20 protein-coding genes are annotated in these 20,855 nt (G+C 60.7%); 9 read left to right on the top strand and 11 right to left on the bottom strand.

The features are described 5' to 3' along the window. Positions 1 to 124: 124 nt before the first annotated feature. Positions 125 to 1,123, bottom strand: coding sequence for a sensor histidine kinase (locus CH92_RS15375; protein WP_025242658.1), 999 nt, complete (start codon positions 1,121 to 1,123; stop codon positions 125 to 127). Next, positions 1,120 to 1,734 carry a response regulator gene (locus CH92_RS15370; RefSeq protein ID WP_080690010.1) on the bottom strand — a complete coding sequence of 205 codons (615 nt, stop codon included), beginning with the start codon at positions 1,732 to 1,734 and terminating at the stop codon, positions 1,120 to 1,122. The genes CH92_RS15375 and CH92_RS15370 overlap by 4 nt, the downstream gene beginning before the upstream one ends. 113 nt (positions 1,735 to 1,847) lie before the next feature. Between CH92_RS15370 and CH92_RS15365 the strand changes: the two genes are divergently transcribed. Further along, the gene (locus tag CH92_RS15365; protein WP_025242656.1) at positions 1,848 to 2,753 is read left to right on the top strand and encodes an alpha/beta fold hydrolase; all 906 of its coding nucleotides are present in this window, start codon (positions 1,848 to 1,850) and stop codon (positions 2,751 to 2,753) included. A 90-nt stretch (positions 2,754 to 2,843) separates the two neighbouring features. Here CH92_RS15365 and CH92_RS15360 read toward each other — a convergent pair whose 3' ends face one another. After that, a complete protein-coding gene (locus CH92_RS15360) occupies positions 2,844 to 3,794 on the bottom strand; it encodes an alpha/beta hydrolase (protein ID WP_025242655.1) in 951 nt (316 codons plus the stop codon). 162 nt (positions 3,795 to 3,956) lie between these two features. Here CH92_RS15360 and CH92_RS15355 point away from each other — a divergent pair, with 162 nt between their 5' ends. Beyond that, the gene (locus tag CH92_RS15355; protein WP_025242654.1) at positions 3,957 to 4,682 is read left to right on the top strand and encodes an SIMPL domain-containing protein; all 726 of its coding nucleotides are present in this window, start codon (positions 3,957 to 3,959) and stop codon (positions 4,680 to 4,682) included. Positions 4,683 to 4,988: 306 nt separating this feature from the next. Here the strand turns inward: CH92_RS15355 and CH92_RS15350 are convergent, their stop codons facing one another. The 3 genes from CH92_RS15350 to CH92_RS15340 form a co-directional block, all read right to left on the bottom strand. Then, on the bottom strand, positions 4,989 to 6,212 hold the full coding sequence (locus tag CH92_RS15350) for an MFS transporter (RefSeq protein WP_025242653.1): 1,224 nt from the start codon (positions 6,210 to 6,212) through the stop codon (positions 4,989 to 4,991). Between the two features lie 170 nt (positions 6,213 to 6,382). Further along, the gene (locus CH92_RS15345; RefSeq protein WP_025242652.1) at positions 6,383 to 7,114 is read right to left on the bottom strand and encodes a substrate-binding periplasmic protein; all 732 of its coding nucleotides are present in this window, start codon (positions 7,112 to 7,114) and stop codon (positions 6,383 to 6,385) included. Positions 7,115 to 7,483: 369 nt separating this feature from the next. Further along, positions 7,484 to 8,017, bottom strand: coding sequence for an ankyrin repeat domain-containing protein (locus CH92_RS15340; protein ID WP_025242651.1), 534 nt, complete (start codon positions 8,015 to 8,017; stop codon positions 7,484 to 7,486). Between the two features lie 197 nt (positions 8,018 to 8,214). On the opposite strand from CH92_RS15340, the gene CH92_RS15335 reads away from it, so the two are divergent. Next, on the top strand, positions 8,215 to 8,427 hold the full coding sequence (locus CH92_RS15335; protein WP_025242650.1) for a DUF3820 family protein: 213 nt from the start codon (positions 8,215 to 8,217) through the stop codon (positions 8,425 to 8,427). Between the two features lies 1 nt (position 8,428). On the opposite strand, the gene CH92_RS15330 is transcribed toward CH92_RS15335, so the two are convergent. Continuing rightward, positions 8,429 to 8,959 (bottom strand): hypothetical protein, encoded by a 531-nt coding sequence (locus tag CH92_RS15330; protein WP_025242649.1) that lies wholly within the window; start codon positions 8,957 to 8,959, stop codon positions 8,429 to 8,431. A gap of 322 nt (positions 8,960 to 9,281) precedes the next feature. Between CH92_RS15330 and CH92_RS15325 the strand changes: the two genes are divergently transcribed. Beyond that, complete coding sequence (locus CH92_RS15325; RefSeq protein WP_025242648.1) at positions 9,282 to 10,403, top strand: beta-ketoacyl-ACP synthase III; 1,122 nt, start codon at positions 9,282 to 9,284, stop codon at positions 10,401 to 10,403. 114 nt (positions 10,404 to 10,517) lie between these two features. Here CH92_RS15325 and CH92_RS15320 read toward each other — a convergent pair whose 3' ends face one another. Next, positions 10,518 to 11,591 carry a porin gene (locus CH92_RS15320; protein ID WP_025242647.1) on the bottom strand — a complete coding sequence of 358 codons (1,074 nt, stop codon included), beginning with the start codon at positions 11,589 to 11,591 and terminating at the stop codon, positions 10,518 to 10,520. Positions 11,592 to 11,838: 247 nt separating this feature from the next. Here CH92_RS15320 and CH92_RS15315 point away from each other — a divergent pair, with 247 nt between their 5' ends. Next, the gene (locus tag CH92_RS15315; RefSeq protein WP_025242646.1) at positions 11,839 to 12,966 is read left to right on the top strand and encodes a GNAT family N-acetyltransferase; all 1,128 of its coding nucleotides are present in this window, start codon (positions 11,839 to 11,841) and stop codon (positions 12,964 to 12,966) included. A gap of 17 nt (positions 12,967 to 12,983) precedes the next feature. Here the strand turns inward: CH92_RS15315 and metR are convergent, their stop codons facing one another. Together metR and CH92_RS15305 are read right to left on the bottom strand one after the other, a co-directional pair. Further along, on the bottom strand, positions 12,984 to 13,910 hold the full coding sequence (metR, locus tag CH92_RS15310; protein ID WP_025242645.1) for a transcriptional regulator MetR: 927 nt from the start codon (positions 13,908 to 13,910) through the stop codon (positions 12,984 to 12,986). A 225-nt stretch (positions 13,911 to 14,135) separates the two neighbouring features. Next, entirely contained in the window at positions 14,136 to 14,726 is a 591-nt protein-coding gene (locus tag CH92_RS15305; RefSeq protein ID WP_025242644.1) for an exopolysaccharide biosynthesis protein, read from the bottom strand. Between the two features lie 159 nt (positions 14,727 to 14,885). On the opposite strand from CH92_RS15305, the gene metE reads away from it, so the two are divergent. Together metE and ybaK are read left to right on the top strand one after the other, a co-directional pair. Then, positions 14,886 to 17,186, top strand: a complete 2,301-nt coding sequence (gene metE / locus CH92_RS15300) for a 5-methyltetrahydropteroyltriglutamate--homocysteine S-methyltransferase (protein WP_025242643.1) — start codon at positions 14,886 to 14,888, stop codon at positions 17,184 to 17,186. A gap of 110 nt (positions 17,187 to 17,296) precedes the next feature. Next, positions 17,297 to 17,767 (top strand): Cys-tRNA(Pro) deacylase, encoded by a 471-nt coding sequence (ybaK, locus tag CH92_RS15295; RefSeq protein WP_025242642.1) that lies wholly within the window; start codon positions 17,297 to 17,299, stop codon positions 17,765 to 17,767. A 12-nt stretch (positions 17,768 to 17,779) separates the two neighbouring features. On the opposite strand, the gene mltF is transcribed toward ybaK, so the two are convergent. Continuing rightward, complete coding sequence (mltF, locus tag CH92_RS15290) at positions 17,780 to 19,240, bottom strand: membrane-bound lytic murein transglycosylase MltF (protein WP_025242641.1); 1,461 nt, start codon at positions 19,238 to 19,240, stop codon at positions 17,780 to 17,782. 297 nt (positions 19,241 to 19,537) lie between these two features. Here mltF and CH92_RS15285 point away from each other — a divergent pair, with 297 nt between their 5' ends. Together CH92_RS15285 and CH92_RS15280 are read left to right on the top strand one after the other, a co-directional pair. After that, a complete protein-coding gene (locus CH92_RS15285) occupies positions 19,538 to 19,837 on the top strand; it encodes a GIY-YIG nuclease family protein (RefSeq protein ID WP_025242640.1) in 300 nt (99 codons plus the stop codon). A 68-nt stretch (positions 19,838 to 19,905) separates the two neighbouring features. Then, positions 19,906 to 20,844 carry a glutathione S-transferase family protein gene (locus CH92_RS15280; protein ID WP_025242639.1) on the top strand — a complete coding sequence of 313 codons (939 nt, stop codon included), beginning with the start codon at positions 19,906 to 19,908 and terminating at the stop codon, positions 20,842 to 20,844. Positions 20,845 to 20,855 lie beyond the last annotated feature (11 nt).

Below are 20,855 nucleotides of genomic sequence, written 5' to 3'. Positions count from 1 at the left end.
CAGTAGAGGGCGGCGAGCGGAAAGGTTGGATGGATGCAGGGGTTGCGCATAGCAGTCGCCTAAATGGCGCCACACCAGTCGGGAAATGGACCGCCCGGCCAGCGTACCGTTCGCTGTCCGCTCTTCAGCAGGGGAAGCAGATGCTGACCTTGGCGCCGTTGTCAGTGCTTCGCGTGACCGTTGCCTTGCAGCTGCGCGCCAATGCGTCGATCAACTCCATGCCTTTGGCTCCACCGCGTGACGCGTTGCTGTGGAGGTCCGCTTCGCTGAAGCCAGGACCCTGATCGGCAACATATATTTCAGCCATCCCCGGCTCTAACTGCCGGACGATAAGGTTCACGCGGTTCACCCCGCCATGCTTGATGGCGTTGATCACCAGTTCGTTGATGATCAGACCGAGGTTGGACGCGATCTGGAACGGAACCTTGACTGTTTGCGCTTCGCTCACCAGCGTTGCGGTTTCGCCGCTTTCGATACGCAAAACATTGCGCGCCAGGTTCGGCAGGTAGTCGGCGAGGTCGACCGTGCCGCTGGTGAACTTGTGTAGCTCGTTCTGCACCGCGCCAACACCGTGGATGCGGCTGATTGCACCTTGCAGAAGGGTCTTGGCTTCTTCGCCGCTGGCGCGATTCTTCGACAGCTGGAGGAAGGCGATAATCAGCTGCAGATTGTTCTTCACCCGATGGTTGAGCTCGGCCAGCAGCACACGCTGATGCTCTTCAAGCTCACGTTGCTCGGTGATGTCGACGCAACTGCCGAAATAACCAGCGAATTCACCATTGCGGAAGAAGGGCGCGCCGTTGTCCAGAAACCAGCGATAGACGCCATCGCGACCGCGCAGGCGGTAGGGCATGGTGAATGATTCGCGCGCATCGAAAGCATCGTTATAGGTGGCTACGCAGCGATCGAAGTCGTCTGGATGGACGTCTTCCGCCCAGCCATAACCGAACAATTGTTCGAGCGTCTTGCCAACATAATCCTGCCAAGGTTTGTTGAACCAATCGCAGAGTTTGTCGGTGCCTGACCGCCAGATCATCACCGGGGCGTTATCCGCCAATTCGCGAAACTCGCGCTCGCCCATGCCGTCCGGCTGCCCGTCTTTGGGTCCTTCCGTTTTGATCATGTTCCGGCTCCTTTGGGATCGTTGATGTAGCCACTGGAAAAGATCTCCAATGTAGCCGGCAGGGGCGTTGGCAACGGCGCACCGCCTTCCAAAATAGCCTGCGCAACGTCTACACAACGGGCCAGATCGCTCGGTTCGTATGGCTTGCGCAGCAATCCTAGTGCGACGTCCGCATTCTTGCGCGCTGCCTCGGGCTGGCCGCTGACAAACACCGAGGCGATGCCATGCCGCTGGCGCAGGTTGCGCACAAGCGATACCCCTTCGTCATGGCCTGCAAGGTTGATATCGACCAAGGCGATATCTGCACCTTGGCTCTCGACAAGCGCCAGGGCTTGTTGGTCGTCATAGGCGGGACCGACGATCTGGTGCCCTTCCTCTTCTAGTGCGCAGGCCGCTATCAACGCGAGTATGGGATCATCCTCAACCAACAAAATACGCATGAAATCCTTTAGATAGCAGAAGGGTGGTAGCCGTCCCGTGCATGTCATCCGGGCGGATAAAGACGGACGCGGCAGTCTAGCAACGACCACAAGCGCAACGCGACCGCTCACTGCTTCGCTCAGGCGTGTCTGCGGCAGAGCATCGTCCGCAACGACGGGCTTACTCGGCATCACTCTTCGTGTTGAACGACGGGATAGGGCGCGCGGCCTTTTATCGCCAATGCGCTGGCCAAAATCGGCGTGAGTGGGCAATGTTGCAAGAGCCTCACGGATCGGCGACCCCTATGACACAGAATATTCTTCTGCAATGCCGCGATGGTTATCAGCTTGCCGCTCAGCTCTGGCAACCACCTGGCGAGGCACGTGGTTCGGTGATCATCAGTAGCGCGACCGGTGTGCTGGCACGCTATTACGCCCGGTATGCCGGTTTTCTCTGCGAGCAGGGCTATGCGGTGCTGACTTACGACTATCGCGGTATCGGCGGATCGCGGCCGGCGAGTCTGCGTCGCTCCCGTATTCGCTGGCGTGACTGGGGTGATTATGACTTCGATGCCGCCGTGCGTTGGATGCGCGAGCGCGATCCGAACGGCTTGCTGGTGGCCGTGGGGCACAGCATTGGGGGCTTTCTACCTGGTTTTTCACGTGCCGCGCCGCAAGTGGACCGCTTTCTCAGCGTCGGCGCGCAATACGCCTATTGGCGGGACTACGCCGCGGCGCAGCGCTGGCAAATGTATATCAGATGGCACCTGCTCATGCCGGCGGTGACAGCGCTGTGTGGATATTTTCCGGGGCGGCGGCTGGGCTGGCTGGAGGACTTGCCGACCGGAGTGGCGCTGGAATGGGCGTTTCGCCGGGCGCGCCTGGAGAGCAGCTATCCGTTCCATGAGCGGGCCGAGGTGGTGCAACGCTTCGCTGCGGTCCGCGCGCCGATCCTCGCAGTGAGCATGACGGATGACGAATACGGCACCTTGCCCGCCATAGAAAGGGGGTTAAGTTATTACCGTAACAGCGTCAAAGAGCACGTGCGGCTCAGCCCCGCCGATCTGGGCCTGGCGCGTGTCGGGCATTTCGATCTGTTCCATGAGCGTCACCGGCAGAGCTTCTGGCAGGCGACGGTGGTCTGGATTGATGAAGGCCGCAATCCCTGGACGACGGAGCCGGCCGAAACGCCCAATCGCCAAGTCTGCTGAACGCGCAGCATGAACGCCGACCCGTCCAGGCTTGAAACAGCCGGTCATTGGCTGCAGTTCCACTCGACACTCGTGTCGACGCTTGAAACCTTAGCCCTTCGCGTCCTGCCGCTCCGCAAGTGAGGGGGCACCGCTGGCGTGTCGATCCGGTGCTTGCAGGAGCAATTGCTCGATGGCCTCGGTGTAAGCCTGACGGCCCATGCGCATGGCGTTGTTGTGGTTGCCGCCCTCGATCAGCAGCAGCTGCTTGGGTTGCCGGGCAGCCGCGTACAGTTCTTCGCTGAAGCGTGCTGGCACGTACTGGTCCCGAGTGCCATGTACCAGCAGCAGCGGCATGCCGACCTGGTCGATCTTGTCGATGGAATCAAACTTCTGTGAGATCAACCAGCGGATCGGCCAGGCGGTATCGGCGACTTCCGTGGCCACGTCGGCGAGCGTGGTAAAGGTGGACTCGATAATCAGCGCGCGTGCCTCCGGTGCTTCACCACGGCGCTCGGCGTCACGGCCCAGCTCGGCGGCGAGATCAACCGCGACCGCGCCGCCTAGCGAGTGGCCGTAAATCAAACGTTTGGCAGCGTCAGGCTGGAGCGTTTTCAGGTGGTCCCAGGCGATGCGTGCGTCTTCATAAACGCTGGCTTCAGACGGCAGCTCGCCAAGGCTCTGGCCAAAGCCGCGGTAATCGATCGCCAGCACCGAGAACCCCAACGAGCGGATCTGCTCGAGGCGGAACAGATGGCCGGTGAGGTTCCAGCGCGAGCCATGCAGGTAGAGCAGTGCCGGCGCATCCGCCTGGTTTGCTGGCCACCACCAGGCATGGATGTTCTGGCTGTCACCGAAGGCTGGTGTGCTCAGCTCCAACTCCTGAACTTCGTTCGGCAGGCCGCGATACCAACTGGCAGTACCGGGTTCGATACGAAACACCAGCTCTCGCTCCTTCTGCTCCAGCAACGAGCAGCCGACCGGCAAGACGGCCAGCATTGTGGCGATGAACAGTGAAGCAAGGGCACGGGCTCTGGTGCGAAAAAACGGCAGTCTCGACATGCGGATGGAATACCTCGTATAGGCGCCCATTGAGCGTTCGGCAGGCGGGACGTGCAAGCGGTTAGCGACGGGAAGTCATTACGACAGATTGCAGCGTTGCGCTGTCCGCCAACAGCGTGTCCGGGAGTACCATTGGCGCTCCTCTACTTCGGGAGTTTCATCGTGACTTCAGCACGCATCGGTTTGCTACCCGCCCTGTTGATTGCCGCCGCTGTGGCTTTTGCAGGATGGTCGGTGGGGCAGGGGGTCGAGCGTTTTCGTATGGCCGATCGCTCGGTAACGGTCAAAGGGCTGGCAGAGCGCGACGTACAAAGTGATTTTGCTGTCTGGACAGTTGGCTTCCGTCGCGCCGGCAACGATTTCGCCAGCGTTCAGCAGAACCTCTCCGAGGACCGCAGCCGGGTGGTCGCCTTCCTGCGCGAGCAAGGCTTCGAAGATGACGAGATCGAGGTGCGCCCGTTGCAGGTGCAAGACCTGTTGGCGCGTGAATGGGCGCCGCAGGAGATCGCCATGCGCTTCAACGGCAGCGGTCAGGTACTGGTCAAGTCGGCGCGTGTCGAGGCGGTCGGCAAGGCTGCCAACGGTGTCGATCCGCTGATCCAGGCCGGCATCCAGCTCGATACCGAACAGAACGGCGTCAGCGGGCCGCGTTATCAGCTGCGCGGCTTCAACGACCTCAAGCCGGCCTTGCTGGAAGACGCCACGCGCAACGCTCGCGAGCAGGCAACCAAGTTCGCCGAAGACGCTGGCGCACGGCTGGGCGAACTAAAAAACGCCAACCAGGGCGTGATCCGCGTGCTCGACGACGACGGCAGCGATATGGACACCGGTCGTACGCCAGGCAAGCGCCTGCGGGTGGTCAGTACTTTCGAATACGCCTTGCAGTAGCTGCTACACAGGCCCAAGGCTGGAGTGCGGACGACGCGGACGACGCGGACGACGCGGACGACAGCAGAAAAAGCGGTTCACGCCCGTTGATCCTCACGTGCCTGAGGACCGCCATCATTCGCGTACCTACGAAAAGCGCTTAGCGATGCAGTTGAAAGCAGGGGAATTGGCCGATGTTGTGGTTTGACCGTCAGGACGTTGCACCTCTACGACGAAACGGACTGATTGGTATCGGTCGCGGCTGTTCAGCGATGCTTCGTGGGATGGGTAACGCAAACTCGACCCATCCCACACTGGTTCAGATACTCAATCGCAGGTGATGGCTGTATTTGGGTTCTCTTCACCTTCTTCGCGCGACGTCCAGGCCCACCAGAACACCAGCAGGCCGACGGCACCGGTCGCGGCGCCGATGTAGCCGGTAGAGGTCCAGCCCAGACCCGCGCTGATGGCCACCCCGCCAAGCCACGGGCCGAGCGCGTTGGCAACGTTGAATGCCGAATGGTTGGAGGCTGCGGCCAGCGTCTGCGCATCGGCGGCAACGTCCATCAGGTGCGTCTGCAGCGCGGGCGACAGCGAGACCATGGTGCCCACCGCGAAGGCCGCCGGCAGGATGGTCCACAGTGAATGGGTGGCGAAGGGGAATACCAGCAGGACGAAAATGCTCCAGAGCAATAGCCAGGCGATTGCTTTGAAGCGCAGCTTGTCGAATAGCCAGCCGCCGAAGATATTGCCGACGATACCACCCAGGCCGAAGGCCGCCAGGCCCACCGGAATCCAGTATTCGCTGACGCCGGTAACCTCCAGCAGGGTCGGCGCCAGGTAACTGAATACGCAGAACATGCCGGCAAAGCCGATCGAGCTGATGGCCAGCGCCAGCCACACCGGTTTGCGATTGAAATCGCGCAGTTCGCGCATCGGGTTGTTACGTGGCTCGCTGCGGTCAAGAGGCAGGAAGATGGCCACCAGCAGCACCGTCAGCAGCGCGATGAGCCCCACCAGGCCGAACGCCCAACGCCAGCTCAGCCACTGCCCCAGCCACGTCGCGATGGGGTTGCCGATCAGCATGGCGATGGTCAGCCCGGCCAGCACTCGGCTGACCGCTTTGGCACGTTGATCCGGTGCGACCATTGATGCAGCGACCAGCATCGCAACGCCGAAATAGGCGCCGTGGGGCAGCCCGGCGATGAAGCGGAACACCATCAACGATTGATAGTCCGGAGCCATGGCGCTGGCGAAATTACCCAGCGCGAAGAAGCTCATCAGCAGCAACAGCAGATGCCGGCGGAACAGCCGCGAGCCGAGGATCGCCAGCAGCGGCGCACCGACCACCACCCCCAGCGCGTAGGTGCTGATCACGTGGCCGACCTGCGGCTCGCTGATGCCCAGCCCCTGCGCGACGTTGGGCATCAGCCCCATGATGGCGAACTCTCCCGTGCCGATGGCAAAACCACCCATGGCCAAGGCCAGTTCTATCAACAGGATCGCGCGCGCCGAAAGTATCGGCTTGCCTGTGGCATTCACTTGGATCATTGGTGCCTCTAAGAAATGGTTTGCGTAACAGACGCGCCGCTCGGTTCGAGTAGGCGGAGCTGATGCTGGAGCGATTGATTTTCGACTAGGTAGGCAGCTGATGCGCCGCCTAGTTCGTGCCATACGAGCTGGTTGAATGTTGCGGCTGCCAATGCATGCAATAACCGAGGTCAGCGGTACCTCGACAAAATCGCGTCGAAGGTGCCAGCCTTCTTCAGTTCTTGCATCGCATTCAGTATTTCCGCGGCGGGCACGTCTGGCTCATCGCGAACGACGCAGTGGACCGAAAACTCGTTGATTTGGTCAACGGTCTTCAACCTGGTGTTTTCTGGCCGGTTTCGATTGAACCAATCGACCGCGACCTGTGTGCTCACGGCGTAGCGTATACGGCCAGCCTCGAGCTTCATCAAGCCCTGATACTCGGTTCGAGCGTCGTCGCGGGTCAGTGTTCCGTTGAGAAACAGCGCGTCCACGTCCGGATAATAAAAGCCCAGGACTGTGCCTATCCGTTCGCCATGCAGGTGCGCCAGATCAGTGGCAGTGGTCTCAGCTCGCGCCACCAGCACGGTTTGTTGAGCCATGAAGGGGACACTCCAACGGTAGTTCGGGAGTTCAATCGCAAGCCAGGCAGGATTCGTATAACAGTTCACGTCAACCTCGCCATTGACCAATAGCGACTGGACGCGTGTGCGCGAAACTACTTGCTGTTCGGCTTTTCGTCCCAGTTTCTCAGCAATGCTTCGGTGAAGTTCGTGGAGAATGCCCCCGTTAGGCTGACCGTTGTCGAAGCTGATCATCGGCATGGTTGAACTGTCGCTGATTGAGAACCGCAAGGGCGCCTGCTCCGCAAACGCCGCGACGCTAGGAATCAGAAAAGACACCGCAAGGGCCAGAGCGCGCATGGCTTGATCGATCCTTCGTCGGGGGATCGACCGGGTGGGTCAATCCATATTCACGATGAAAGGATTATTACGATACGCATTGGGCCCTGTCGATTCATTGGAATCATCGAATGAATACAGCGTCGGTTTGTTCGGCTTACGAATAAGATCGGAGGTCGCAGAGTTAACGGTGTTTGAGCGCTTCGGGTATGGGGCATGCAGACGTCATCTGAACGGGGGCTGCGTGGACGCAACCCGTTCGTCTGGTCGGAAGGCAGGCCGATACGCCTCAGGGCCAAGGTGCAATATGGCAAAGGAATCTATCCGCTCGTTCGACCAGCCATCGCTACGCTGCGGGCAGCCCAAAGAGCGACGTGCTTTTCAGCGAAATCAGCATCGCGTGGCCAGCGCGTCGGCGAGCAACCGGGGCGTATCCTGCGCGCCCATGGCTTGTGCCGCTGCCAAGGCGGTCATGCCGTTCACGTCGGAGCGAGTCAAGTCCGCACCGCGCGCCAACAATAACTCCACAATTTCGCTGCGGTTGAACATGGCAGCCATCATCAGCGCAGTTTTGCCATCGGGCGAAGCGCTTTCGACATTGGCGCCATGATCGAGCAGCAGTCGAGTCATTTCCAGGTTGCCCTTGAAAGCAGCTCCGGCCAGGGGACTCTGGCCCTTGTCGTTGCACAACTGGGGGTCGGCACCGTGCTCAAGCAATACTCGCGAGGCGTCCAGATGGCCGTGATAGCTGGCGAGCATCAGCAAGCTGTCACCATTGTGGTTGCGGATGTTGGCGGGCAAGCCGCGTCCGAGCAGGTCGGCCAGTCGTGAGGCATCGCCCTTACGCGTGCTTTCGAATACCCCTTCGGCGAAGGCCAATGCAGCGTCGTCCAGCTCGGGCCTGGTGTTCGGTTGATCCGTCATTCTTGTCCTCGGCTTTCGTGATTTTGATACAGCTGCGTCAGCGCGCTCATTCTGCCAAAGCGGTGCGCATGCTCCGGTAACTGCATTTCTATCCGACCGATAGGCAGTGCGAATGTGCGAAAGAGAAACGCGGTGAGCGTGTCCGTCCATGTGAGCTATGGCAGTATCTGCCGCCCGAACCACCGCCTGGATCTGCCATGAAACCTGAGGACCTCGAACGCCTGGTAACCCAGACGATGCCCTACGGCAAGTACAAGGGCCGCCTGATTGCCGATCTGCCGGGCAATTATCTGAACTGGTTCGCTCGGGTCGGCTTTCCGCCCGGGGAGATTGGGCAGTTGCTGGCGCTGATGCAGGAAATCGATCACAACGGCCTCTCCGGGCTGCTGGAGCCGTTGCGCCGGCGCTGAGTCAGTCTTCGCTTTCTGCTTGTAACGCGGCAAGCGCCGGCGCGGCATAGATGCCTACGTCAACTGCCAGAGCCATTACTCGCTCGATGTCAGTGGTGTACACGAGCACCGCTTGCAGCTCGTCATCCAGCGGCTCGCTGAAATCCACCAGCACATAGCCGCCTTTTTCCGGGTAGAGGCTGCTGAGTTGAGTCTGAATGCGGTTGAGCGCTTTCAGCGGCTCGGTTTTCGCCAACTGCTTGGGCTTGAGGACGAAATTCACGTCCGGGCCGAACGATCCGACGATCTGCTCGAACAGCGCCTGGTAATCATCGGCCTGGAACAGCACGGTGTCCGGCAGGCTGCCGACGATCATCCATTCGCCCAGCGGAATGGGAAAGTCATCGTCGTAGATGATGTCCGGGTTGGCCTGCAGAAAGGCCTGAGGATCGGCATAGGCTTGAGCCGCTTCGTCAGCAAGCCGGTTGATCTCATCGTCGCTCATGCATCCCGAGCTGATCAGACGGATCAGTTCGGCGAGTGGGTCTTTCATCGGGTGATCCTGTGTGTTGAGATCGCAAGAATAGCTGAAAGCCGATCATTGTCGGATGGTGCGCCACGATTCGCGTGCGGGTATCCGGGGCGGATCGCGTCCAGCCCCCGATTTGCCGGCCGCCTTGGCGTGGGTGTGTCGTTTGCAGTCTTGTGATCTGTTTTGTCTGCATTTCAATACCCAGCTGCTGAATCTGTCGGGTTTTCGTGCACAATAGCCGCCATATAGACAGACGCGGCATGAACGATGGCGAACGGCGCTGACCGGCCTCGCTCCGTTGCGGCGCCAGAAAACGATCAGCCAATATTCAAGAGGAACGACTGTGCATAACGTCGTCATCAGCGGTACCGGCCTTTATACCCCTGCCTACAGCATTTCCAACGACGAACTGGTCGAGTCATTCAACACCTACGCCAGTCGCTTCAACGCCGAACACGCCGCCGCCATCGAGGCGGGCGAAGTGCAGCCGGTACCGGAATCCAGCTCCGCCTTCATCGAGAAGGCTTCGGGTATCAAGAGCCGTTTCGTCACCGACAAGGCAGGCATTCTCGACCCGGACCGCATGGTTCCGCGCATTCCCGAGCGCGGCAATGACGAGTGGTCGATCCTCTGCGAGATGTCGGTCAAGTCGGCCGAGCAGGCACTGGCGCGCGCAGGCAAGACGGCCGCCGATATCGACGGCGTCATCGTCGCCTGTTCCAACCTGCAGCGCGCCTATCCGGCGATCGCCATCGAAGTGCAGGCGGCACTGGGCATCAAGGGCTTCGGTTTCGACATGAACGTGGCCTGCTCCTCGGCCACCTTCGGTATCCAGAATGCGGCCAATTCGGTGCAGCTGGGGCAAGCACGGGCAATCCTGATGGTCAATCCGGAAATCTGCACCGGCCATATGAACTTCCGCGACCGCGACAGCCACTTCATCTTCGGCGACGCGTGCACCGCGGTGATTGTCGAACGCGCCGATCTGGCGACTTCCGGCCATCAGTGGGACATCGTCAGCACCCGTCTGGTGACTGAGTTTTCCAACAACATCCGCAACAATTTCGGCTTCCTCAATCGCACCGCCGAGGAATATATGACCAACCCGGACAAGCTGTTCGTCCAGGAGGGCCGCAAGGTGTTCAAGGAAGTCTGCCCGATGGTGGCCGAGCTGATCGGTGACCATCTGAAGGAGAACGATATCGAGGTGAGCTCGGTCAAGCGCTTCTGGTTGCACCAGGCCAACCTCAATATGAACCAACTCATCGTGCGCAAACTGCTGGGCCGCGACGCCAGCCCGGAAGAGGCGCCGGTGATTCTCGATACCTACGCCAACACCAGTTCGGCCGGTTCGGTAATTGCCTTTCACAAACATCAGGACGACCTATCGGCTGGCAGCCTCGGCGTGCTCAGCTCGTTCGGTGCCGGTTACTCAATCGGTAGTGTGATTTTGCGCCGCAAATAAGCGGCCCGTGCTGCTATGACATTACTGATCGTGTTGATGGCGCAAAAAAAAGCTCCCATCGATCGATGGGAGCCTGCGTCAGGAGATCCTGAAAGGGAGCGCGTTCAGTGTCGATTAGAAGCTATAGACCATGCCCAGGGAGAACACATTGATGTCATCGCCAAGTGCTACTACGTTGTAGACATCGGTGTCGTGGCCGCCCTTGATCTGGTAGTCAGCTGTGTTGTCGTCGTTCTTCAGCATGCTGTAGATGCCGTAGATGGACAGTTGCTTGGATAGCTTGTGGTCCAGGCCGACGCTCCATTGGCTGGCACCGGAGTCGTCGGTATCGCTCCAGTCATCAGCGGCCATGTACTGCAACTTGAACGTGTTGGCGCCGAACTTGTAGGCGCCGTTCAGGCCCCAGGCATCACGGTCGCGATCACCGTCGGCAGTGCCTTCTTCGTAACGGTCGAACATCGCGCCCAGACGGATTGCGCCGAAGGTGTAGCCGGCGGCAACGCGGAACGCATCGGACTCGTAGGCGCGGACGTCGGTGGCGACGGTATCGTTATCGTCGCCGTCAGCCTTCTCGTAACCGGCGCTGAATTCGAGGTCGCCGATGCTGTAGCCCAAGGCAACGCTTGCGAGGGAGTAGTCGTTGTCTTCGATATCGCCGTCCACGGTCTCGTAGTCCGCATAGGACGTGGCGTACATGGCGCTGGCGACCAGGCCGCCCATGCTCGGACTGATGTATTGAATGCTGTTCTTGGCGCGGCGGTTGGCTTCATCAGCCACGTTGCGGGCGTCGGCAACGGTGTCGCCGAACACGTCGAAGGCGTTGCGCACGTTCTTGAGCGGCGTGTCCTGGTTACCCACCAGAACCTGGCCGAAGTCGCCAGCCAAACCAACGAAAGTGTTGCGCCCGGCGAAATTGTCGCCGCCTTCGTCAACGATGATTTTGGATTCGATCTGGTAGACCACGTTCAGATCGGGGTTGATTTCGGTGACGCCCTTGAAGCCCAGACGCGACGAGTTACTGGCGATGGCCAGCTCGCTGTCGGTGTCGTTGTCCACGAAGTCCGCCGACACGTGGGCCTTGCCATAGATCTCCAGCTGCTTGCCGATTATTTCGTAGGCGTTGGCAGTGGTGGGCAACGCGACTGCAGCAGCGATGGCGAGGGTCAGGGGGAGAAGCTTGCGTGGCATGATTTTTCCTTTCTGTGCGTTCGCGGATTGGTAGCTATGCCGCCTCCGGGTCCTAACCCCCCAAGCGGCTGTGGGCAGAATGAGGGGGTGTGGTTACAGCTTTTTGCTAATTTGACGACGGTTTGATGACGGATACGTCGTTCACCGTTCTTTCATCCTATGGCTGTACTGCTGCCCCAAGAATCTCTGGATATGCCGATGCCAAGAAACACTTCAGTTCCGCTTTGTGAGCGGCGAGACTAGGCACATGCCTATCCAGACGCTTTCTCGCCTTGCCGATATCAGCCCCACTTGCTGGGATGCGCTGCTTGGCGGCCACAGACAACCCTTTCTTCGGCATGCCTTTCTTTCTTCTTTTGAGGACAGCGGCAGTGTCGGTGGACGCAGCGGCTGGCGCCCTCAGCACCGCTTGCTCAATGATGCGCAAGGCAATGCCGTTTCCGCGTTACCGCTTTACCGCAAGACCAATTCCAGCGGTGAATACGTCTTCGACTGGGCCTGGGCCGACGCCTGCCACCGTGCCGGAATCGAGTACTACCCGAAGCTCCTGTGTGCGGTGCCATTTTCGCCCGTGACCGGCGCGCGCCTGCTGGGCGATCGCGAGGCGGCAGGCGAGTTGCTCGACCAACTCACCGCCGTACTTGCCGAGAACGGCCAGTCCAGCCTGCATGTGAATTTCACCGAGCCGGACGCCGACGCTATTTTTCAGGGGCGCGACGGTTGGCTGGAACGTATCGGCTGTCAATTTCACTGGCACAACCGTGGCTACCGGGATTTTCAGGATTTCCTCGACGGCCTCACCTCGCGCAAACGCAAGCAGTTGCGCAAGGAACGTGAGCAAGTGGCGGGGCAGGGGATCGAATTCGACTGGCGCGAGGGCGATCAGGTCAGCGAGGTCGAGTGGGACTTCGTCTACGCCTGTTATGCCAATACCTATTATGTGCGCGGTCAGGCGCCCTACCTGACCCGCAGTTTTTTCAGTTTGCTGGCCGAGCGGATGCCCGAGGCGATCCGCGTGGTGCTGGCCCGGCAGGGCGGCCGACCGGTCGCCATGGCCTTCAGCCTGATCGACGCGAGCGGGCTCTATGGACGTTATTGGGGTTGTCTTGCCGAGTTCGATCGGCTGCACTTCGAGACCTGCTTCTATCAGGGCATCGACCAGGCCATCGCGGCCGGGCTGTCTCGTTTCGATGCCGGGGCGCAGGGCGAACACAAGCTGATTCGCGGCTTCGAACCGGTGATCACCCGTTCCTGGCATTACTTGGCGCATCCCGGGCTGCGCGCCGCGGTGAGTGAATTCCTTGAGCAGGAACGCCTCGGCGTGCTGCGTTACGCCGAGGCGGCGTGCGATGCGCTGCCTTATCGTCTGGGCTGACCTGGGCTGAGCTCGGCTTATTTTGCTTTCGGCGCCGCGCTGACGCCTTCGAGGGTAGCGAAGGAGGTGTCCTTGGCGGTCAGCAGAAAATCGCGCATGAATGGCGAATCCAGCATGTCGGCGCGGATGCCAGCGAACAGGGTGGCAAACAGACCTTTTTCTCCCAGGCGCTTAGCGGTGACATAGCCGCGCGTGCTGTATTCGTGCAGCGCCCAGTTCGGTACACAACAGACACCGCGGCCCGACGCCACCAACTGCATCATCATCACCGTCAGCTCCGACGTGCGGACTTGCGCTGGCTCGACATCCGCCGGCTCAAGGAAGCGGGTGAAAATATCCAGCCGGTCGTGCTCGACCGGATAGGTAATCAGGGTTTCACTGGTCAGGTCTTCGGCGCGCACATAGGGCCGGTTTGCCAGCGGGTGCTGATTGGCGACCGCCAGCAGGGCCTCGTAGGTGAACAGCGGGACATAGGTGATGCCGGGCATCTCGATCGGGTCGGATGTCACGACCAGGTCCAGATCGCCGCGAGCCAGGGCCGGCAACGGTGCGAAGGAGAAACCCGATGCCAGATCGAGTTCGACTTCCGGCCAGGCATCGCGAAATTGGTCGATGGTCGGCATCAGCCACTGGAAACAGCTATGGCACTCGATGGCCATGTGCAGGCGGCCCGCCGTGCCACCGGCCAGTCTGGCCAGGTCACGTTCGGCGCTGCGCAATTGCGGCAACAGGCTGTCCGCCAGCTGCAACAAGCGCAAGCCGGCGCTGGTAAAGCGCACGGGGCGGGTCTTGCGCACGAATAGCTGAAGGCCCAAACGTTCTTCCAGTTCCTTGAACTGATGCGACAACGCCGACTGAGTCAGATGCAGGCGTTCGGCCGCTTCGACGAGGCTGTCGGTTTCGCGCAATGCATGAAGGGTTTTCAGGTGACGGATTTCCAGCATGCTGCGGGCTTCCTGCGGTGTCGGTGTCGGGGCCAGGATCCGAGGAAATACTCGATCGAGGAAACTGCGGTGACTTGAGCATCACTCATTGTGTTGGCGAAGTGTGTTCCAGGGCGGTGGCTATTGTCGAGCCGGCAGAATGATCGGCCGACCTCACCCGAGGCTCGCAACGGTTTGATCTTTCTACCGACCGGCAGCGGACGCTGCGGAGTAAATGGGGCAAGGTCACATCCAGATTCGGCTGACCAGATAGGCCAGCACGCAGAGAAACAGGAGGGCGACGATTACCAGTGCGCCGTCGCGCGCCATCATGCCCAGCCCGAGGAAACTCAGCGCGGCGCCCGCAGCGGAGTTGCCAAACGGGATCAGCTCGAGCGGCGGCATGGTGGCGGCGATCAACAGGCACACCAGCGCATTGACGCGGACTGCGAGGCCTTCGGTGAGAACCGTCAGGCGATGGCGCAGCAACTGATCGACCCAGCGCGCGGGGCGTTTCAGCAATGCGATGGCGCGGTCGTATTTACTCCTCGACGCACCACGGCGCAGTAACCATCGGGGCAGCCAAAAGTGTTTGCGCCCGATCAGTAACTGAACCGCAATCAACCCCACCATGACGGCAAAGACGCTTGGCAGTCCCGGAATACCCGAGAGCGGCGAGAACACCAGTAATCCCGGCACCAGCAACAAGGCCCCGAAGCTGCGCTGGCCGGTCGCTTCGAGCATGCTCTGGATGGTAACCGGCTCGCTGGGTTCGCCGGCCTGGCCGAGGAGCTCCAACAGCGCACTAAGATTCTCCGGTTGGTCTTCACTGATCATTTCAATTCTTCTTGCAGCAACTGGGAATGTAGAGGGTATAACGAAAGAAATATCGACTATGAAAATTATTAATGTGCAAATCAAAATGCATTAGTTTGTTTCATTAGCATGCGGCATCCACAATCCCCTCCATTGAATCGAGATGAATTGGAGATTGTTATGGCTGTTGCTCATTCCCTGGGTTTTCCGCGCATTGGCGCCGACCGTGAACTGAAAAAGGCGTTAGAGGCGTACTGGAAGGGCGACCTGAGCCAGGACGAACTGCGCCGAGTCGGCCGCGAGTTGCGCGCCGTGCATTGGCAATTGCAGGCCGACGCGGGAATCGAACTGTTGCCCGTTGGTGATTTCGCCTGGTACGACCAGGTCCTGACGCACTCGCTGATGTTCGGCGTGGTCCCCGAGCGGTTTCGTCCAGCCGAGGGCACACCGACACTGGAGACCTTGTTCGCCATGGCGCGCGGCGTCAGCAGGAACTGCTGTGGCAGCGGGCAGGCGCAGGAGATGACCAAGTGGTTCGATACCAACTACCACTACCTGGTGCCTGAATTCACCGCGGATCAATCTTTCAGTCTGTGCTGGAAACAGTTGTTCGAGGAGGTCGAGGAGGCCAAGGCACTGGGTTATGCCGTGAAGCCAGTATTGATTGGTCCGCTGACCTATCTCTGGCAGGGCAAGGCCAAGGGCGACGCATTCGACAAGCTGGAACTGCTCGAACGATTGCTGCCGGTTTACGGTGAGGTGCTCGAGCGCTTGGCTGCGCAGGGCGTCGAATGGGTACAGATCGATGAGCCGATTCTGGTGCTGGATCTGCCGCAGGACTGGAAGAACGCCTTCGAGCGGGCCTATCACCTGCTGCAGCGAGCGCCGTTGAAGAAGCTGGTGACGACCTATTTTGGCGGTCTTGAAGATAATCTTGGGCTGGCCGCTGCATTGCCGGTGGACGGTCTACACATCGATCTGGTGCGTGCGCCGGAACAGTATCCGGTAATTCTCGATCGACTGCCGAGCTACAAGATTCTCTCCCTCGGTCTAGTGAACGGACGCAACGTCTGGCGCTGCGATCTGGACAAGGCGCTGACTGTGTTGCGCCATGCCAGCGAGCGTCTCGGCGATCGGTTGTGGGTCGCTCCTTCCTGTTCGTTGCTGCATACCCCCGTGGATCTGGCTCGCGAAGATCAGCTGGACGCTGAGCTCAGGGATTGGCTCGCGTTTGCCGTACAGAAATGCGCTGAAGTCGCGGTCCTGGCGCGTGCCTTGGACACACCGGAAGACGCTCAGGTATTGGCCACGTTGCAGCACAGCCGGGCCGTTCAGGTCAGCCGGGCGCAGTCGCCGCGTATTCACAAGGCCGAGGTGCAGGCGCGTCTCGCCGCGATCAAGCCGCGTGACAGCCAACGCCAGTCGCCCTTCGCCGAGCGGATCGAACAGCAGCGTGCGCGGCTGGATCTGCCCGCGTTCCCGACGACAACCATCGGCTCCTTCCCGCAGACGCCGGCGATCCGCCTGGCACGTCAGGCCTTCAAGCAAGGCAAGCTGGCGCTGGCTGAGTACACCGAGGCGATGCAGGCGGAGATCCGCCATGCCGTGGCCGTACAGGAGCAGTTGGGTCTGGACGTGCTGGTGCACGGCGAGGCCGAACGCAACGACATGGTCGAATACTTTGCTGAACAACTGGACGGGTACGCCTTCACCCGTTTCGGCTGGGTGCAGAGTTATGGCTCGCGTTGCGTCAAACCGGCGGTCATCTATGGCGATCTGAGTCGCCCAGCGGCCATGACGGTGGAGTGGATTCGCTATGCCCAGGAGCAGACCGGGAAGGTCATGAAGGGCATGCTCACCGGTCCGGTGACCATGCTGATGTGGTCCTTCACTCGTGAGGATCTGACTCGCGAGCAGCAGGCCCGGCAGCTGGCACTGGCGATCCGTGACGAGGTATGCGATCTGGAGGTGGCGGGCATCAAGATCGTGCAGATCGACGAAGCGGCGTTTCGTGAAGGTTTGCCGTTGCGTCGCGCACAATGGCAGGGGTATCTCGACTGGGCAGTCGAGGCGTTCCGCCTTTGCGCCAGCGGTGTGCGTGACGAAACGCAGATCCATACGCACATGTGCTACAGCGAGTTCAACGACGTGATCGAGTCGATTGCCGCAATGGACGCTGACGTCATTACCATCGAAACCTCGCGCTCGCAGATGGAGCTGCTTGAAGCCTTCCGTGCCTTCGACTATCCCAATGACATCGGCCCGGGCGTCTATGACATCCATTCGCCACGGGTACCGGAAACGGAGGAAATGGTGCAACTGTTGGAAAAGGCCAGCGAGCGCATCCCTGCGGAGCGGCTCTGGGTCAATCCCGACTGCGGCCTGAAAACCCGCGGCTGGCCGGAAACCGAGGCGGCGCTGGTCAACATGGTGGTGGCGGCCCGGCAGCTGCGCGCGACACAGCGGGTCAAGGTGGCCTGAGCCCGAGGCGCCACGGCGCTGGCATGCCGCTATATTCACGGCCCGCACAGGGTGCGGGCCGTTGTGTTTTTGGCTACTGTAGCGACCTCTACTCGACGATTCCTTTCGCCATGACGCCCGCCATCGATCTGCTGAAAAAGGCCAAGGCCGAGCACCGCATTCACAGCTACGAACACGACCCGAAATCTGCCTCCTATGGGCTCGAGGCCGCTGAAAAACTCGGCCTCGAACCTGCGCGGGTATTCAAGACGCTGCTGGCCTGCAGCGAGAAGAATGAGCTGCTGGTCGCAGTGGTGCCGGTTGGAGGTACGCTTGATCTGAAGGCGCTGGCTCAGGTGGCCAAGGTGAAGAAGGTCGAGATGGCCGATCCGATGGCGGCGCAACGGGCCACCGGTTATCTGGTGGGCGGCATCAGCCCGCTGGGTCAGAAGAAGCGACTGCGCACATTTATCGACAGCTCGGCGCAGATGCAGTCGACCATCTACGTCAGCGCCGGGCGACGGGGGCTGGAGGTTGAGCTGGCGGCGCAGGTATTGGCCGATCACACCGCCGGCAGCTTCGCCCCGATCGGCCGGCCTTGAGTTTGGTCGGGCTTACAGAGGTGGCAGGATTTCGCCGAGGTCGGTGGCGTTGACGCCGGGGATGTGAAACTCGTTATGCACCAGTTGCTGGCCTTCCATCTGCGGCTGGGTCACCCAGGTCAGGATGTCGTAATAGCGGCGGATGTTGGCGACGAAGTGCACCGGCTCGCCGCCGCGGGCATAACCGTAGCGCGTCTTGGTGTACCACTGTTTCTGCGACAGGCGTGGCAGCATCTGCTTCACGTCCAGCCATTTGTTGGGATCCAGCCCTTCGCTCTCGGCTAGCGTGCGCGCATCCTCGAGATGCCCGCCGCCGATGTTGTAAGCGGCCAGGGCGAACCAGGTGCGATCCGGTTCTTTGATGCTCTCAGGCAGGTTGTCATGGATTCGGGCAATGTATTTTCCGCCGCCCTGAATGCTCTGTGCCGGATCGAGGCGATTGTTCACGCCCATGGCCTTGGCCGTGTTCAGCGTCAGCATCATCAGCCCACGCACGCCGGTCTTCGAGGTGGCTTCCGGTTGCCAATGAGACTCTTGGTAACCGATTGCGGCGAGCAGGCGCCAGTCCACCCCATGCTCCTTGGCCGTCTCGCGGAATACCTTTTCATACCGCGGCAGGCGCTGCTGCAGATGTTTGGCGAAGGCGTAGGCGCCGACATAGCCGAGCACGTCGACGTGACCGTAGTAACGCTCACGCAAACGCTGCAGCGTGCCGTTCTCCCGCGCCTGATCAAGGAACTGATTGGCGGCTTCGAGCACGCTATCGTCCTCACCCTTGCCGACGATCCATGAGAGGCTGTTCTGATCGCCCAGCTCGAATGCCGCCCGTGCGTTGGTGAAGTAGACCTGATTGAGTGCCAGCTCATTCGACTCGACCAGCGTCAGGTCGACTTGGCCTTCATCGACCATGCGTAGCAGATCGACTACCTCTACCGCGTCGGATTCCTCGTAGCGCAGCTCCGGCAGTTCGGCCTGCAGCGCCTTGAGCTTTTCCGCCTGACTACTGCCTTTGAGGACCAGAATGCGCTTGCCTACGAGGTCTTCGGGTTGGGTCGGTCGGCGTTGCCCCCGGCGGTAGACCACTTGGGTCGTCACGTCCAGGTAGGGCTTGGTGAAACGTACCAGGTCCTTGCGTCCTTCGCTGGCCACTAGTCCCGCAGCCGCGAGAGTTGGGCCTCCCGGGCGGTTCAGGCGGGTGAAAATATCTTCGATGCTGTCGGCTGTCTCGATTTGCAACTTGACGCCGAGATGGCTGGCGAAGCGTTTGACCAGCTCGTACTCGAAGCCGGCTTCGCCGTTGCGATCCTGGAAATAGGTCGACGGGCTGTTACGGGTGATCACGCGCAGTACACCTTCCTCCTTGACACGCTCGAGCGCGCTGGGCGGTTCAGCGCAGCTGCTGAGCATCAGGAAGAGTCCGGTCGCCAGCAACCAAGAGGTGCAGCGCTTGCGGAACGCGGTTTGGGCAAACATCGGCGCAGTATACGCAAAGGCGAACCGCCACCATATCTCGACAGGATCGACGGACTTTGCTAAGCGAAGCGGCGAATGACCCGAAAGCCATGGCCGTCGTGGGCTCTCGCTACCAACTGGCGGTGGTGGACATGCATCGGTTGATCACCCCGAGATACGCTGACAATGCTTAAGGCGCAGCTACTGGCGAATCGCAGCGAACTTGCGTCAGGCGCAATGGGTCGGGAAAATCCAACGCTCCTGGCCGAGCCACTCGGCGCGTCACGTGGCGATATCGCCCATTGAGGACCCCGTCGCATGAGCGTCGCTTCTGCAAAGCCCTGGTTCGTTTATCTGGTGCGGGCTGCTAACGGTTCGCTGTATTGCGGAATAAGCGACGATGTACACCGCCGCTTCGCCGCTCACCAGCGCGGTCAAGGTGCGCGTTTCTTTCACTCCAGCCCGGCGGTGGCGCTGGTGTATGTCGAAGCCTGCGTCAGCAAGAGCGATGCACTACGCCGGGAACGAGCCATCAAGCAGCTAAAAAAACCGGCCAAGGAGGCCTTGGTTTCTGCGCACGGTGGCTGTGTATCGGTGAATGGTGAGGCAATCAGCTGAACGGGTAGGCCGCTTGCTCGGTCGCGAGTAAGCTGCCGGTCTACCTGAAAAGACTGGCGGAGCCTGCAATGCACGAAATCATTCTGCACCACTATCCCACTTCTCCCTTCGCTGAAAAGGCGCGCCTGATGCTGGGTTTCAAGCAGCTCTCCTGGCGCTCGGTGGCGATCCCTCCTGTCATGCCCAAGCCTGATCTCACCGCCCTGACCGGTGGCTACCGGCGTACGCCGGTGTTGCAGATCGGCGCCGACGTATATTGCGACACCGCGCTGATGGCCCGCCGCCTCGAGGCTGAGAAAAGCACGCCGGCGTTGTTCCCGGAAGGTCAGGAGTTCGTCGCTGCGACCTTGGCACAGTGGGCCGATTCGGTGCTGTTTCTGCACGCGGTGAGTCTGGTGTTCCAGCCGGAGTCCATGGCGCTGCGTTTCGCTCAGGTGCCCAAGGAGTTTGTGCAGGTGTTCAGCAAGGATCGCGCCCAGCTGTTCAGCGGCGGTTCGGTGTCACGCATCCCGCTGGAACAGGCCAAGAATCATTGGCCGGTGTTGATGGCTCGACTGCAGCAGCAACTGGCGCGCGAGAGTGGTGAGTTCCTGCTGGGAAGCGCGCCTTGCATCGCGGATTTTGCCGTTGCGCATTGTCTGTGGTTCCTCAAGGCCACGCCGGTTACCGCGCCGCTGGTCGAGGATTACCCGGAGGTCGCCGCCTGGCTGAGCAAGATCCTGGGCGTCGGACATGGCTCGCATAGTGAAATGTCCGCCGAAGCGGCGCTGACGTGTTCCCGCGAGGCCACGCCGGCTCCATTGCCAGACGAGGCGTTTTTCGAACCCAATGGTTTCCAGGCGGGCCAGCAGGTGACGATCGCCGCCGTGGATTACGGGACCGATCCGGTGACGGGTGAACTGGTGTTCGCCGGTGTTGAAGAGCTGATCCTGCGACGTGAAGACGAGCGCGCTGGCGTCGTGCACGTGCATTTCCCGCGTATCGGCTATCGCCTCGAGGCCTGTTGATGCGATGCGCC

The sequence above is a fragment of the Stutzerimonas stutzeri genome, assembly GCF_000590475.1.
In the GTDB taxonomy this organism is placed as follows: domain Bacteria; phylum Pseudomonadota; class Gammaproteobacteria; order Pseudomonadales; family Pseudomonadaceae; genus Stutzerimonas; species Stutzerimonas stutzeri_D.
Note: the sequence above shows the minus strand (reverse complement) of the source record. Positions and strands in the feature narration are given on the sequence as shown.

Bases quoted from the DNA above. Each gene is read 5' to 3' on its own strand.
- CH92_RS15365 (WP_025242656.1), top strand. From the start codon at position 1,848: ATGACACAGAATATTCTTCTGCAATGCCGCGATGGTTATCAGCTTGCC.
- CH92_RS15305 (WP_025242644.1), bottom strand. From the start codon at position 14,726: ATGATCAGTGAAGACCAACCGGAGAATCTTAGTGCGCTGTTGGAGCTC.
- metE (WP_025242643.1), top strand. From the start codon at position 14,886: ATGGCTGTTGCTCATTCCCTGGGTTTTCCGCGCATTGGCGCCGACCGT.
- CH92_RS15320 (WP_025242647.1), bottom strand. From the start codon at position 11,591: ATGCCACGCAAGCTTCTCCCCCTGACCCTCGCCATCGCTGCTGCAGTC.
- CH92_RS15285 (WP_025242640.1), top strand. From the start codon at position 19,538: ATGAGCGTCGCTTCTGCAAAGCCCTGGTTCGTTTATCTGGTGCGGGCT.
- CH92_RS15370 (WP_080690010.1), bottom strand. From the start codon at position 1,734: ATGCCGAGTAAGCCCGTCGTTGCGGACGATGCTCTGCCGCAGACACGC.
- CH92_RS15330 (WP_025242649.1), bottom strand. From the start codon at position 8,959: ATGAAAGACCCACTCGCCGAACTGATCCGTCTGATCAGCTCGGGATGC.
- CH92_RS15280 (WP_025242639.1), top strand. From the start codon at position 19,906: ATGCACGAAATCATTCTGCACCACTATCCCACTTCTCCCTTCGCTGAA.
- mltF (WP_025242641.1), bottom strand. From the start codon at position 19,240: ATGTTTGCCCAAACCGCGTTCCGCAAGCGCTGCACCTCTTGGTTGCTG.
- CH92_RS15375 (WP_025242658.1), bottom strand. From the start codon at position 1,123: ATGATCAAAACGGAAGGACCCAAAGACGGGCAGCCGGACGGCATGGGC.
- CH92_RS15340 (WP_025242651.1), bottom strand. From the start codon at position 8,017: ATGACGGATCAACCGAACACCAGGCCCGAGCTGGACGACGCTGCATTG.
- CH92_RS15335 (WP_025242650.1), top strand. From the start codon at position 8,215: ATGAAACCTGAGGACCTCGAACGCCTGGTAACCCAGACGATGCCCTAC.
- CH92_RS15315 (WP_025242646.1), top strand. From the start codon at position 11,839: ATGCCTATCCAGACGCTTTCTCGCCTTGCCGATATCAGCCCCACTTGC.
- ybaK (WP_025242642.1), top strand. From the start codon at position 17,297: ATGACGCCCGCCATCGATCTGCTGAAAAAGGCCAAGGCCGAGCACCGC.
- metR (WP_025242645.1), bottom strand. From the start codon at position 13,910: ATGCTGGAAATCCGTCACCTGAAAACCCTTCATGCATTGCGCGAAACC.
- CH92_RS15345 (WP_025242652.1), bottom strand. From the start codon at position 7,114: ATGCGCGCTCTGGCCCTTGCGGTGTCTTTTCTGATTCCTAGCGTCGCG.
- CH92_RS15350 (WP_025242653.1), bottom strand. From the start codon at position 6,212: ATGATCCAAGTGAATGCCACAGGCAAGCCGATACTTTCGGCGCGCGCG.
- CH92_RS15360 (WP_025242655.1), bottom strand. From the start codon at position 3,794: ATGTCGAGACTGCCGTTTTTTCGCACCAGAGCCCGTGCCCTTGCTTCA.